General features: G+C 51.3%; 12 protein-coding genes. 9 read left to right on the forward strand and 3 right to left on the reverse strand.

Annotated features, from left to right (window positions below; translation table 11 throughout):
- Positions 1–281: 281 nt before the first annotated feature.
- Positions 282–2,276 (reverse strand): transketolase, encoded by a 1,995-nt coding sequence (tkt, locus tag IG609_RS17480; protein WP_193398203.1) that lies wholly within the window; start codon positions 2,274–2,276, stop codon positions 282–284.
- A 410-nt stretch (positions 2,277–2,686) separates the two neighbouring features.
- Between tkt and loiP the strand changes: the two genes are divergently transcribed.
- Together loiP and IG609_RS17490 are read left to right on the forward strand one after the other, a co-directional pair.
- Positions 2,687–3,439 (forward strand): metalloprotease LoiP, encoded by a 753-nt coding sequence (gene loiP, locus IG609_RS17485; protein ID WP_193398202.1) that lies wholly within the window; start codon positions 2,687–2,689, stop codon positions 3,437–3,439.
- Between the two features lie 677 nt (positions 3,440–4,116).
- Complete coding sequence (locus IG609_RS17490; protein ID WP_193398445.1) at positions 4,117–4,662, forward strand: helix-turn-helix transcriptional regulator; 546 nt, start codon at positions 4,117–4,119, stop codon at positions 4,660–4,662.
- Between the two features lie 59 nt (positions 4,663–4,721).
- Here the strand turns inward: IG609_RS17490 and speA are convergent, their stop codons facing one another.
- Complete coding sequence (gene speA, locus IG609_RS17495) at positions 4,722–6,704, reverse strand: biosynthetic arginine decarboxylase (protein ID WP_193398201.1); 1,983 nt, start codon at positions 6,702–6,704, stop codon at positions 4,722–4,724.
- 709 nt (positions 6,705–7,413) lie between these two features.
- Between speA and metK the strand changes: the two genes are divergently transcribed.
- The 7 genes from metK to ruvX all read left to right on the forward strand — a co-directional run bounded on the left by metK (position 7,414) and on the right by ruvX (position 12,898).
- A complete protein-coding gene (gene metK / locus IG609_RS17500; RefSeq protein WP_102118517.1) occupies positions 7,414–8,565 on the forward strand; it encodes a methionine adenosyltransferase in 1,152 nt (383 codons plus the stop codon).
- A 136-nt stretch (positions 8,566–8,701) separates the two neighbouring features.
- A complete protein-coding gene (locus IG609_RS17505) occupies positions 8,702–9,214 on the forward strand; it encodes a SprT family zinc-dependent metalloprotease (protein WP_193398200.1) in 513 nt (170 codons plus the stop codon).
- A 96-nt stretch (positions 9,215–9,310) separates the two neighbouring features.
- On the forward strand, positions 9,311–10,009 hold the full coding sequence (gene endA, locus IG609_RS17510; protein WP_193398199.1) for a deoxyribonuclease I: 699 nt from the start codon (positions 9,311–9,313) through the stop codon (positions 10,007–10,009).
- A gap of 117 nt (positions 10,010–10,126) precedes the next feature.
- Positions 10,127–10,861, forward strand: a complete 735-nt coding sequence (gene rsmE, locus IG609_RS17515) for a 16S rRNA (uracil(1498)-N(3))-methyltransferase (protein ID WP_193398198.1) — start codon at positions 10,127–10,129, stop codon at positions 10,859–10,861.
- A gap of 11 nt (positions 10,862–10,872) precedes the next feature.
- Complete coding sequence (gene gshB, locus IG609_RS17520) at positions 10,873–11,832, forward strand: glutathione synthase (RefSeq protein ID WP_010285797.1); 960 nt, start codon at positions 10,873–10,875, stop codon at positions 11,830–11,832.
- Between the two features lie 83 nt (positions 11,833–11,915).
- The gene (locus IG609_RS17525; RefSeq protein WP_193398197.1) at positions 11,916–12,479 is read left to right on the forward strand and encodes a YqgE/AlgH family protein; all 564 of its coding nucleotides are present in this window, start codon (positions 11,916–11,918) and stop codon (positions 12,477–12,479) included.
- Positions 12,479–12,898 carry a Holliday junction resolvase RuvX gene (ruvX, locus tag IG609_RS17530; protein WP_180785261.1) on the forward strand — a complete coding sequence of 140 codons (420 nt, stop codon included), beginning with the start codon at positions 12,479–12,481 and terminating at the stop codon, positions 12,896–12,898. Before IG609_RS17525 ends, ruvX begins: the two co-directional genes overlap by 1 nt.
- Positions 12,899–12,994: 96 nt before the next feature.
- Here ruvX and fbp read toward each other — a convergent pair whose 3' ends face one another.
- Positions 12,995–13,999, reverse strand: a complete 1,005-nt coding sequence (fbp, locus tag IG609_RS17535; RefSeq protein ID WP_010285800.1) for a class 1 fructose-bisphosphatase — start codon at positions 13,997–13,999, stop codon at positions 12,995–12,997.
- Positions 14,000–14,003: the final 4 nt, after the last annotated feature.

Raw genomic sequence — 14,003 nt, forward strand, 5'->3', positions numbered from 1 at the left:
GTTACCCAGCACATAGGATATACCCTTCTTAGATACCAGAGAACCCCTGAAGAAACGCCGTCAGCACAACAACTGAAACGCTTCAGCTAGCATAAACGAATTAACGCATAAAAGAAATATTCTCGTCTGGCACACACCAGAAGAGTGACCGGTGTCATAAAAATGAAAAAACCGCGATCGGGGGGCAGACAACGCGCATTGAGAGGTGGGTTAAGTTAAAGATGAAAAAAAGCCGCCAGCGCTAGCTGACGGCTTCCCATATCGAGACTAATGCGGCGTGATTACTTCAGCAGCGCCTGCGCTTTTTCAACGACGTTATCGACGGTGAAGCCGAACTCTTCGAACAGCAGCTCAGCCGGAGCCGATTCGCCGAAGCTCGTCATGCCGACAATCGCGCCGTTCAGGCCGACGTACTTGAACCAGTAGTCCGCAATACCCGCTTCAATCGCTACACGTGCCGATACCGCTTTCGGCAGCACCGCTTCACGGTAAGCTGCATCCTGCTTGTCGAACGCATCCGTAGACGGCATCGACACTACGCGCACCTTGCGGCCTGCGGCAGTCAGTTTGTCATACGCACCGACAGCCAGTTCAACTTCAGAACCGGTGGCAATCAGGATCAGCTCAGGTTGACCCTCGCTGTCTTTCAGCACGTAGCCACCTTTCGCCACGTTCGCCAGTTGCTCAGCCGTACGTGACTGCTGTGCCAGGTTCTGACGGGACAGGATCAGCGATGTCGGGCCATCCTGACGCTCAATGGCGTATTTCCACGCCACCGCCGTTTCCACCTGGTCTGCCGGACGCCAGTTGCTCATGTTCGGCGTGACGCGCAGGCTGGCCAGCTGTTCAACCGGCTGGTGGGTCGGGCCGTCTTCGCCCAGACCGATGGAGTCGTGGGTGTAAACGTAGATGCTGCGGATTTTCATCAGCGCCGCCATACGCACGGCATTACGCGCGTATTCCACAAACATCAGGAAGGTCGCCGTGTACGGTACAAAACCACCGTGCAGCGCAATCCCGTTGGCAATCGCCGTCATACCGAATTCGCGCACGCCGTAGTGGATATAGTTCCCCGCGTGGTCTTTATCCAGCGAAACAGAGCCAGACCAGATGGTCAGGTTGCTCGGTGCCAGGTCGGCAGAGCCGCCCAGGAATTCCGGCAGCAGTTTGCCGTAGGCTTCCAGCGCGTTCTGTGACGCTTTGCGGCTGGCGATTTTCGCCGGATTTGCCTGCAAATCGTCGATAAATTTCTGTGCGTCCGCCTGCCAGTTGGCCGGCAGTTCACCACCGGTGCGGCGTTTGAACTCGGCAGCCAGTTCAGGGTACGCGCTGTCGTAGGCGGCAAACGCCTCATCCCAGGCCGCTTCCTTACGCTGACCGGCCGGTTTCGCATCCCAGGCGGCATAGATATCAGCAGGGATCTCAAACGGCGCATGCGCCCAGCCCAGCTGTTCGCGCGACGCTGCTACTTCTGCATCACCCAGCGGTGCACCGTGGGAGTCGTGCGTACCGGCCTTGTTCGGTGAGCCGAAGCCAATCACGGTTTTGCACATCAGCAGCGACGGCTTGTCGGTCACCAACTGGGCTTCACCGATAGCGCGTTTGATAGCGTCCGCATCGTGACCGTCTACGCCGCGCACCACGTGCCAGCCGTAGGCTTCAAAGCGGGCGGCAGTATCGTCGGTAAACCAGCCTTCAACGTGACCGTCAATGGATATACCGTTGTCATCATAAAACGCGGTCAGCTTGCCGAGCTTCATCGTGCCGGCCAGCGAGCAGACTTCGTGGGAAATCCCTTCCATCATGCAGCCGTCACCGAGGAACGCGTAGGTATGATGGTTAACAATCTCATGGCCCGGACGGTTGAACTGCGCCGCCAGCGTACGCTCGGCAATCGCCATCCCCACGGCGTTGGCAATACCCTGACCCAGCGGGCCGGTGGTGGTTTCGACGCCGGCGGTATAGCCGTATTCAGGGTGACCCGGCGTTTTGGAATGCAGTTGACGGAAGTTTTTCAGTTCTTCAATCGGCAGGTCGTAGCCGGAGAGATGCAGCAGGCTGTAAATCAGCATGGACGCATGGCCATTGGACAGCACGAAGCGGTCACGGTTGGCCCAGTTAGGGTTGGCCGGATTATGGTTGAGATAATCGCGCCACAGCACTTCGGCGATATCGGCCATGCCCATCGGTGCGCCCGGGTGACCGGATTTGGCTTTCTGCACCCCATCCATGCTCAGCGCACGGATAGCATTGGCAAGTTCTTTACGAGAGGACATGCTTGACTCCAGATCGGATTGAACGACTACCACTCTTGAATAATCGATAAAAAACAAAAAGTTAAACAAGAATGACAAAATAAATATGATTACAAATGTACATGAAAAGTAGAGGGAATGCACATGGAACCGTGAGCAAAAAACAGGGATTTATCAGCTAACGAATCAATGGCGGTTCTTTTACCAATTAGGCAGTTGATTACAGCGCCATACGCCATGTTTTCTAGTAGGTTCACCTTTATCAACCACGTCTTTTTGGAACGCACCAAAACAAAAACTCATCGTCGACGAGATATCGGAGGGCAGACAAATCAGATTTTCCGATCTATTTATGAATGTCGTTTTCGGGTACCTTAGAGCCGCTTTTTCGGTATTAGAAAATAAACATTAATCGTATGGAGATGATTTTTATGACTATTCGTTCTTCTGTACTGGCGCTGTGTGTCGCAACCTTGCTGACTGGCTGCCAGAACTTAAACACCAATACCTTAATGCAATCTGGCGCACAGGCGTTTCAGGCGGCAACGCTCAGCGATGCTGATGTTAAATCACTCAGCAATCAGTCCTGTGAGCAAATGGATAAAGAAGCAAAGATTGCCCCTGCCGACAGCAAGTACACACAGCGCCTGAATAAAATTGCAGATGCGCTGGGTCATGACATCAACGGTACACCAGCCAACTATAAGGTTTATCTGACAAAAGATGTTAACGCCTGGGCAATGGCTAACGGCTGCATCCGTGTCTACAGCGGCCTGATGGATATGATGAATGACAATGAAGTGGAAGGCGTTCTCGGCCACGAAATTGGCCACGTTGCACTGGGCCACACGCGTAAAGCGATGCAGGTTGCCTATGCAGCGACGGCTGCACGTACTGCCATTGGCTCTGCGGGTGGCGTAGCGGCGTCCCTGTCACAGTCTCAACTCGCCGATCTGGGAGAAAAACTGGTTAATTCCCAATTCTCTCAAACTCAGGAAACGCAGGCAGATGACTATTCCTTCGATCTGCTGAAGAAACGTGGCGTCAAGTTGGAAGGTCTGGCAAGCAGCTTTGAAAAACTAGCCAAACTTGATGCAGGTCGTGAGAGCAGCATGTTTGATTCCCACCCTTCATCGGAAGGGCGCGCCAAACACATTCGTGAGCGTATCGCTGCAGAGAAGTAACCCCACACGCTGATTACTCGCCAAGCATGCACACAGGGGCAATTGAAAAAATCTCAATTGCCCGCTAGTCATCCGACCACTATCATCCCCCTCATATTCACGGTAAGCTGGTTACATAACCGCTATCTGCGATCGCTTCTATCCTCAAAATGATAGGATTTAAGAATTAATAGATATAAACAGATAGCTATTTTCAATCATATTTACTTTGTGTTCTCTTTTTAAGAAACGAATCTCAGCAGGTTTCCAAATGCTGGAGGCAGCACTCCGCGAATGCAGCAGCATACGGAAAAACAGACAATCGCGATTAGTACAGAGACCTACATCGCAATAAACAAGAATAATGGAGTAACCCCCTGTATTTAAAGATAGAAATAAACCAGTAAATCAAGCATACTATGTTAAACCAATAAGAATTTTTCCAGTTTGATCATATAGATATATGATAAAACCTGTTATCGCTTACGCAGGTTTCTTTAGAGGCTCCACTTTTTAGCGATTTAAAGGCATTTCAGGATCGCGATTTCTTAATAACTGGATAACATCAGCAGCGATTATTGGTTTATGGCCACTTTCAGACAATAAACTCATATGTGTTAAAAATCATGGATGTGAGAATTTTCAGTAAATGCAATTTTACCACGGTAGGATTACGGGAAATCCTATCCAGTATCCCTATGCTCTCGATAAAACCTGTCAACAGGTTTACGCTGCAGCAAGGAAAGAAGAAATGTATTTTCATCATTGACGGTAGCAGCGAGGGCTTTGAGGAATACTACGAGTCGATAAGAACCCACTTTTATAATATGGCGTCGTCGTTCGTTATCATCAATAATTCCCCCAATCACCCTCCCGTGTGCATTGACGAAAAAACGATTCTTATTTCAAAGTCAGCAACCATCGATTCTTTTTATAAATTACTCGATTTCGTCCACCTTCACGACCGCCGTTTATTCAGTCCCGTCAGACTGTCAAAATCTGAATATACCGTATTCCAGCATTGGTGTGCAGGCTACACAGCGGAAGCGATTGCCGATATCATCGGATTAAATAAGAAGTCAGTACTGAACAGCAAATCACGATTACTGAATAAATATGGCGTTCAGGATAAAAACTCTTTACTGCTTATTGCTAAAATTATCTTCAAAGACAGTGTCATTGAGGAATTTGATTCCCTTCCAAAACCAGCAGCCGATATCAATATGAGTCATTCGCTTATCTGAGCGATAGACGAAAAAAAAGGGATGCTCACTCGCATCCCTTTTTACTCAGTCAGTCACACTCACTCTTCATCTTCCAAATAAGTATAGCCGTACAGCCCTGTTTCAAACTCCTCCAGGAACTGCGCCTGAAGTTCGGTATCCAGGTCAGTTTCTTTCACCTGATCGCGGAAACGGGTCATCAGCACTTTGGGGTCAAGCTGCACATATTCCAGCATGTCGGCAACCGTATTACCTTCGTCAGATTCTTCAATCTCAACGGTACCATCTTGGAAGACAAACACGTCAACCGTCGACGTATCGCCGAACAGGTTATGCATATTCCCCAGAATTTCCTGATAGGCACCGACCATAAAGAAGCCCAGCAGCGGCGGATTTTCTGGATCGTAAGGCGGCATTGGCATCGTCGTCGCGATCCCGTCACCATCGACATAATGATCGATTGTACCATCGGAATCACAGGTGATGTCGAGCACGACAGCACGGCGCTCAGGCGGCTTGTTTAGTCCTTCCAACGGCATTACTGGGAACAACTGATCGATCCCCCATGCATCCGGCATAGATTGGAACAGCGAGAAGTTGACATACAGCTTATCAGCCATCCGCTCCTGTAATTCATCAATTATCGGCCGGTGCGCACGGTTGCTCGGATCCAACTGTTCCTGAATCATCTGACAGATGCTCAGATAAAGCTGCTCTGCTTTCGCACGCTGCGTCAGATCCAACATGCCGTGCGTGTATTGGGTATGCACATCGTGCAAGTCCATCTGGCTGTCGTGCAGCCATTCACGCAGCGAACGGCGTTTCCCCGGCTGCTTGATTTCTTTCCAGGTTGACCACAGGCTCTCCAGCGCACGCGGAGCGCCTTCTTCCGGCTCAGTCGGGTCACTGAACTCGTTGCGTTCAACACCGATAATATTGGAAACCAACACGGTATGGTGCGCGGTTACCGCACGGCCAGACTCGGTGATGACCGTCGGATGTGGCAACCCGTGTTCGTTACAGGCATCACCGATACCCCAAATCACGTTGTTGGCATATTCGTTCAGGCCATAGTTCACTGAACAATCGGACTGCGAGCGCGTGCCTTCATAATCCACGCCCAAACCGCCACCGACGTCGAAGCACTGGATATTTACACCCAGCTTATGCAGCTCGACATAGAAGCGCGCGGATTCACGCACGCCCGTCGCGATATCACGGATATTCGCCAGTTGCGATCCCAGATGGAAATGCAGCAGTTGCAGGCTATCCAACCGCCCCGCTTCACGCAGCATCTCAACCAGTTGCAGCACCTGAACCGCCGCCAGACCAAACTTGGATTTTTCACCGCCGCTGGATTGCCACTTGCCCGATCCCTGAGAAGCCAGACGCGCACGGACACCAAGGCGCGGCACCACATTCAAGCGCTCGGCTTCTTCCAGCACCAGCCGAATTTCGGACATCTTCTCGATGACCAGATAAACTTTATGGCCCAGCTTTTCACCGATGAGTGCCAGGCGGATGTATTCACGGTCTTTGTAGCCGTTACACACAATCACCGTGCGGGTCATGCCCGCGTGGCCCAGTACCGCCATCAGCTCCGCTTTTGAACCGGCTTCCAGACCCAACGGCTCACCGGAATTAGCCAGTGACTCAATGACGCGACGATGCTGGTTAACCTTGATCGGATAAACCAGAAAATACCCGCCTTCATAGCCAAACGATTCGCGAGCCTGTTTAAACGCGGCGTTAATAGAACGCAGGCGATGCTGAAGGATTTGCGGAAAGCAGAACAGCGCAGGAAGGCGCTGATGGCTCTCTTTTTGCATATCTTTGACCAATCTGGCCAGATCGACGCGAGCTTCAGGTACGTCAGGATCTGGGCACACGCTAATATGGCCGAGTTCATTGACGTCATAGTAATTATTGCCCCACCAGGCAATATTGTAAGTACGAAGCATTTCGCTGGCATTACGGTCATTCATGGCAACCTCCTGCATAGAGCGCAAATTTTCATGTTTACCCGTCGCTGACGAGCCGTGATGAATCATGTCGTCAGACATAACGAACCTCTTCTTTTTCTAGACTGCGGATCACATCAGTACCTGAATAAACAGCCCACATGAGCATACCTGCAACATGCGGCATCGACAGTGAAAAAACCGGCGTAGTGAAGTATGCCGTCACTTTATTACTCTTATTAGTGTAAAACACGTTGTCAGGCTCCGTGTTACGGGTCGATAAAACTCGTTGTGAAAATCACCGGGCGAACGTGACCAGAAAGACGCTAAAGGCTTCTGGCAGAAAGAATAACAGGCAGGTTAACCAGCCCTGGAGTCCTGTGTCGAATTTAAAGACAGGCTACGTCGAGAAACGGAAAAGAAGGGTTGAGTCGCGGACGCGGTAGCGTCAAAAGGGACATATTGCGAACGCAATATACTCAGTAAACAACGGATCATTAATCCTACCACCTCCACGTGCGCCGCAGGCTATGCGGTCAGCTATCAATAAAAAATTCAAGATGTCGCGGGTTGTATCACCGCTCGCCGTTTATACCTACATGCTGCTGGAAAAGCAAAATGAAAATTACCGCTAGTCATCTCTTGTAAAAGAAAAATCGGCCGATGATAAAAGGACGATGGCGCGCTAACGCGAAAAACTACTGGCACTGAGACTAAAAGGTGACCTAGAATAGCCATCCAGATGTTAATCCGTCTATACTGATTAACTGATACTCTGCTTAACGGCTTTGATTTGAAGGTAAAGAAACTCATGGCTAAACACCTTTTTACGTCCGAGTCAGTCTCTGAAGGACATCCTGATAAAATTGCTGACCAGATTTCTGATGCGGTTCTCGACGCCATTCTGGAGCAAGACCCAAAAGCGCGTGTCGCTTGTGAGACTTATGTAAAGACCGGCATGGTGTTAGTCGGTGGTGAAATTACCACCAGCGCCTGGGTCGACATTGAAGAAATTACCCGCCGTACCGTGCGTGATATTGGTTATGTCAATTCTGATATGGGCTTTGACGCTAACTCTTGTGCCGTACTGAGTGCGATTGGCAAGCAGTCTCCTGATATCAATCAGGGCGTTGACCGCCGCGATCCGCTAGAACAAGGCGCAGGCGATCAGGGTCTGATGTTCGGTTACGCGACCAATGAAACCGACGTCTTGATGCCCGCACCCGTGACTTATGCACATCGTCTGGTTCAGCGCCAGTCAGAAGTCCGCAAGAGCGGTTCTCTGCCGTGGCTGCGCCCAGATGCAAAAAGCCAGGTTACGTTCCTGTACGACGATGGCAAGATTGCTGGCATCGATGCCGTGGTACTGTCTACCCAGCATTCGGAAGCTATCAGCCAGAAAGATCTGCATGAAGCGGTAATGGAAGAGATCATCAAACCGGTTCTGCCTGCAGAATGGCTGACTGCCAATACCAAATATTTCATCAACCCAACTGGGCGCTTTGTTATCGGCGGCCCAATGGGTGACTGCGGTCTGACCGGTCGTAAAATCATCGTTGATACCTACGGCGGCGCGGCACGTCACGGCGGCGGTGCATTCTCCGGTAAGGATCCGTCTAAAGTAGACCGTTCTGCTGCCTATGCTGCACGCTATGTCGCCAAAAATATCGTCGCGGCTGGCCTAGCCGATCGCTGCGAGATTCAGGTGTCCTACGCTATCGGCGTGGCAGAACCAACCTCTATCATGATCGAAACCTTCGGCACAGAGAAAGTACCCACCGAGCAACTGACGCTGCTGGTGCGCGAATTCTTCGACCTGCGTCCTTACGGCTTAATCCAGATGCTGGATCTGCTGCATCCGATTTATCAGGAAACGGCTGCCTACGGTCACTTTGGCCGCGAACATTTCCCGTGGGAAAAAACGGACAAAGCCGCAGAGCTGCGCGAAGCTGCGGGCCTGTAACCCGCACAGGCAACTTGAAGTATGACGGGTATAAAACGGCGAATGAAAATTCGCCGTTTTTCATTCTAGCTCCCTGAATATTTCGCTTCAGTTTCGCCTATTGCGTCTCCCTGCCACTCAATTTATGCTCACAGCAATGAATACACCCCGAATCCCCATTGCCAGCCATCAGGCTGTGATGCGCTGTCTGCGTGATAAATTGCAGCAGGCTAACCTCACCTTGCAGACGGACTACACCGAGCCAGCAGTAAATTACCAGCAACGCGGTTCAACGGCAGGAACGGCCTGGCTGCAACACTGGGAAATTCGGCTGAATCCCATCTTGTTGCAGGAAAATCAGCAGGCCTTTATCGATGAGGTCGTTCCTCATGAACTGGCCCATCTGCTGGTTTATGCCCGTTTTGGTCGTGTCGCACCGCATGGCAAGGAATGGCGCTGGATGATGGAAAGCGTCCTGCACGTCCCAGCAAAACGTACGCATCGGTTTGCGGTGCAATCCGTACAGGGGAAAACCTTCACCTACCTGTGTGATTGCCAACAGCATGAGCTGACGATCCGCCGGCACAATCGGGTGCTGCGCGGCGAAACAGAATATCGCTGTCGTCGTTGCGGGAAAACCTTACGTCATGATGTAAAAAATTCTATTTAAAAGGGAATTTCCAGTTTTAAAAACTGTTTTTGCATTTGCCTGCCGACGAGACATCCGGTAGTCTGCCAACTTTACAGCCTGTGGATTATTTGGAATATGCTACGCAAAATTCTCGCTATCGCCGCCGTTGGCGCGACGCTGTTTTCGGCTACCGCGCTGGGTCAAAACATCAATAATTTTTCGCAGGCAAAGGCCGCGGCTGTCGACATTAATCGCGATGCGCCGGGTTCGTTCTACTGTGGCTGCAAGATTACGTGGCAGGGCAAGAAAGGCACGCCTGACCTTGAATCCTGCGGCTATCAGGTGAGGAAAAATGAGCAGCGTGCCAGCCGTATCGAGTGGGAGCACGTTGTACCGGCCTGGCAATTCGGCCACCAGCGCCAGTGCTGGCAGGATGGCGGCAGAAAGAACTGTAACAGCGACCCTGTCTACCGCGAGATGGAAACCGATTTGCATAACCTGCAACCTGCTATCGGCGAGGTCAACGGCGATCGCGGCAATGCCATATATGGGCAATGGAACGATGGTGCATCCCAATATGGTCAATGCGAGATGAAGGTCGATTTCAAAAATAATCTGGCAGAACCACCCGCTCGCGCTCGCGGCCAGATCGCGCGTACCTATTTCTACATGCGCGACCGCTATCAATTACGCCTTTCCAGCCAGCAAACCCAGCTGTTCGAAGCCTGGGATAAGCAATACCCGGTCACCCAGTGGGAATGTACCCGCAATCAGCGTATCGCCGCAAAACAGGGAAACCCAAATCCCTACGTTCAACAGGCTTGCCAGCGCTAGTTCGTCTACCTACTATAGCGAATCTGTTTCCAGCAAAACCACCGCCAGATGACGGTGGTTTTGCCTATTTCTGGCGTTTCTGCGCCGCTCTATTTTATTCAAAGGTCTTAATTCAGCATGCGAGTACCACGCATTTTTCATCCCGAAACGCTCCCCCTTAACGGTGGTGAAGTCGAACTGAGTGACGATGCCGCCAATCATGTGGGTCGCGTGTTACGCATGACGATGGGTCAGTCATTGCAGCTATTTGATGGCAGCAATCATGTCTTTGATGCAGAAATCATTGCGGCTGGCAAAAAGAGTGTGCGCGTTCGCTTCACAGCAGGTAAGTTGGAAGATAAAGAATCGCCCCTACATTTACATCTGGGACAGGTGATGTCGCGCGGCGAGAAGATGGAATTTACCATTCAGAAATCCATCGAGCTGGGCGTCAATGTGATTACCCCACTGCTTTCTGAACGCTGTGGCGTCAAACTGGATGCCGAGCGTATGGAGAAAAAAATTAGCCAGTGGCAGAAAATTGCGGTTGCCGCCTGTGAACAGTCCGGCCGCAATTGTGTGCCGCTGGTGCGGCCAGCGATGACGCTGGAAGCCTGGTGTGCGGAGCAAGACAACGCGTTGAAATTAAATCTGCACCCGCGCGCCACACAAAGCATCAATACGTTACCACTGCCGGTCGCTCGGGTCAGGCTACTGATCGGCTCGGAAGGCGGGCTCACCGCCGGTGAAATTACCATGACCTCAGAACACGGATTCACTGATATCCTGTTGGGGCCACGCGTTTTGCGCACAGAAACCACTGCACTCACCGCCATGACCGCCTTACAGGTACGTTTCGGCGATTTGGGGTAAAGGAGAAAAGAATGATCAAACTCGGTATCGTGATGGACCCGATTGACACCATCAATATCAAGAAAGACACCAGCTTTGCCATGCTGCTTGAAGCACAGCGCCGTGGTTGGGAACTGCATTATATGGAGATGAACGATCTCTATATGCATGCGGGCGTCGCACGTGCAACAACGCGTCGCCTGAGCGTCCAGTACGATTACGACGGCTGGTACGATTTCTCCGGCGAGCAGGATATTGCGCTGGAAGAGTTGGATGTGGTGCTGATGCGTAAAGATCCGCCGTTCGATACGGAGTTCATCTACGCCACCTATATTCTGGAACGTGCGGAAGAGAAAGGTACGCTGATCGTCAACAAGCCGCAGAGCCTGCGTGATTGCAATGAGAAGCTGTTCACCGCCTGGTTCCCGCATCTAACCCCCGATACGCTAGTTACGCGTCGTGCAGACAAACTGCGTCAGTTCCATGAAAAACACGGCGACGTCATTCTCAAACCGCTTGACGGCATGGGCGGCGCGTCTATTTTCCGTTTGAAGCAGGATGACGCCAACGTTTCGGTCATCATCGAAACGCTGACCGAACACGCGACCCGCTACTGCATGGCACAAAACTATCTGCCTGCAATTAAAGACGGCGACAAGCGTGTACTGGTGGTCGATGGCGAACCCGTTCCTTACTGCCTGGCGCGTATCCCGAAAAGCGGTGAGACACGCGGCAATCTGGCAGCCGGTGGGCGCGGCGAAGCACGTCCGCTAACCGAAAGCGACTGGAAAATCGCCCGTGATGTCGCACCAACGTTAAAAGCCAAAGGCCTGATTTTCGTCGGTCTGGACATCATCGGTGACCGCCTGACAGAAATTAACGTCACCAGCCCGACCTGCGTACGTGAAATCGAAGCGGCTTACCCGGATGTTTCCATCACTGGCATGCTGATGGACGCCATTGAAAAGCGTCTGGCTGCACGTACCCGCTAAGACCAGAGACACCTGAGACGCCACCCGGCCCGCGCAATACGGGCCGTTTCTCCAACGCTGACGGATATCGATAAAAATACACAATGAATTTACAGCATCACTTCCTCATTGCTATGCCAGCACTACAGGACTCTATATTTAAACGTTCGGTGGTCTATATCTGCGAACATAATGAAGACGGAGCCATGGGGCTGATCATCAACAAACCGATGGATCAGTTTTCCGTGGAAAATGTGCTGAAAAAGCTAAAAATAGACCCAACACCGCGCGATCCCACCATTCGATTGGATAAACCCGTCTTCATAGGCGGCCCATTGGCGGACGACCGTGGCTTTATCCTGCATACGCCCTGCCCCGGCTTCGGTTCCAGCATCAGTATTTCTGAGGACACCATGATCACCACGTCAAAAGACGTGCTGGAAACGTTAGGCACGCCTAAACAGCCAAAAAATACGCTGGTCGCCTTAGGCTATTCCGCTTGGGAGAATGGCCAACTGGAAGAAGAACTGCTGGAGAATGCCTGGCTGACGACGCCAGCCGATGAAGACATTCTGTTCCACACGCCGATTGCCGAACGCTGGCGGGCAGCGGCCAGGAAGTTGGGCATCGATATTCATAATATCTCCACTGAAGCAGGACATGCCTGATGAGTAGCAGAACCCTTCTTGCCTTTGATTTTGGGACAAAAAGCATCGGTGTCGCTATCGGTCAGGAAATTACCGGTACAGCGCGTGCACTGACATCGTTCAAGGCACAGGAAGGGATACCCGACTGGCAAAAAGTGGAGAAGCTATTGTCAGAATGGCAGCCCGATCTGGTCGTCGTCGGCCTGCCGCTCAACATGGATGGCACCGAACAACCCCTGACGGCACGGGCGCGGAAGTTCGCTAACCGACTGCATGGCCGTTTTGGTATCGCGATTGAGTTACACGATGAACGCTTGAGTACGGTGGAAGCACGTGCCGATCTCTTCGAACGCGGTGGTTTTAAAGCGTTGGATAAAGGTAGCGTAGATGCGGCGTCTGCGGTAATTATTCTGGAGAGCTGGTTCGAAGCACAGCGTTAAAAGACAATCCCGTGTAGCCGAATATCCGACCACACGGGATTATATTTATGACTAATTAATTGATGACTAATTAGCATTAACGACTAATTAATGTAATTAGGCGTCTGGGAATTCACGGATGAAACGTTCGACGTCATCAACCATGGATTCTGTTCCTACGAAGAACGGTGAACGCTGATGCAGTTTCTCTGGCGTGATATCCAGAATACGGTTTTTACCGTCGCTGGCCTTGCCGCCTGCCTGCTCCGCCAGAAACGCCATCGGGTTGCATTCGTACAGCAAACGCAGTTTACCTTTCGGATAGCTCGCGGTGCTTGGGTACAGGTAAATTCCGCCTTTCAGCAGATTGCGGTGAAAATCCGCAACCAGTGAACCGATGTAACGCGACGTATAAGGACGCTGCGTCTCTTCATCCTGCTCCTGACAGTATTTGATGTATTTCTTCACGCCGACAGGAAACTTGATGTAGTTCCCTTCGTTGATGGAATACATATTCCCTTTTTCTGGGAAGCAAACTTTTTCATGCGAGAGACAGAACACACCGAGCGACGGATCGTAGGTAAAGGCATGAACGCCGTGACCCGTGGTGTACACCAGCATGGTTGAAGAACCGTAAACGATGTAGCCCGCAGCAACCTGCTGACTACCCGGCTGCAAGAAGTCAGCTTCCGTGACTGACGTTCCCAGCGGCGTAATGCGGCGATAAATAGAGAAAATCGTACCGACAGAGACGTTTACATCAATATTCGACGAACCGTCCAGCGGATCCATCAGAACGACATACTTGGCATTTTCCGCCTTATCACCTTCAAAGATAACAATTTCGTCTTCTTCTTCGGAGGCAATACCAGCCACTTCACCACGCGCTTTTAATGCCGCTTTTAGTTTCTCATTGGCATACAGATCGAGCTTCATCTGCACTTCGCCCTGAACATTAGAAATACCGCTGGCTCCCAGGATATCAACCAGACCCGCTTTATTGATATCACGGTGAATAATCTTGGCACCCAGTTTAATAGCAGACAACAGCGCGGTAAGCTCACCTGTGGCGTGAGAGAAATCGTGCTGTTTTTCGACGATAAATTCGCCTAACGTTTTCATAACA

Source organism: Pectobacterium quasiaquaticum (assembly GCF_014946775.2).
Lineage (GTDB): Bacteria > Pseudomonadota > Gammaproteobacteria > Enterobacterales > Enterobacteriaceae > Pectobacterium > Pectobacterium aquaticum.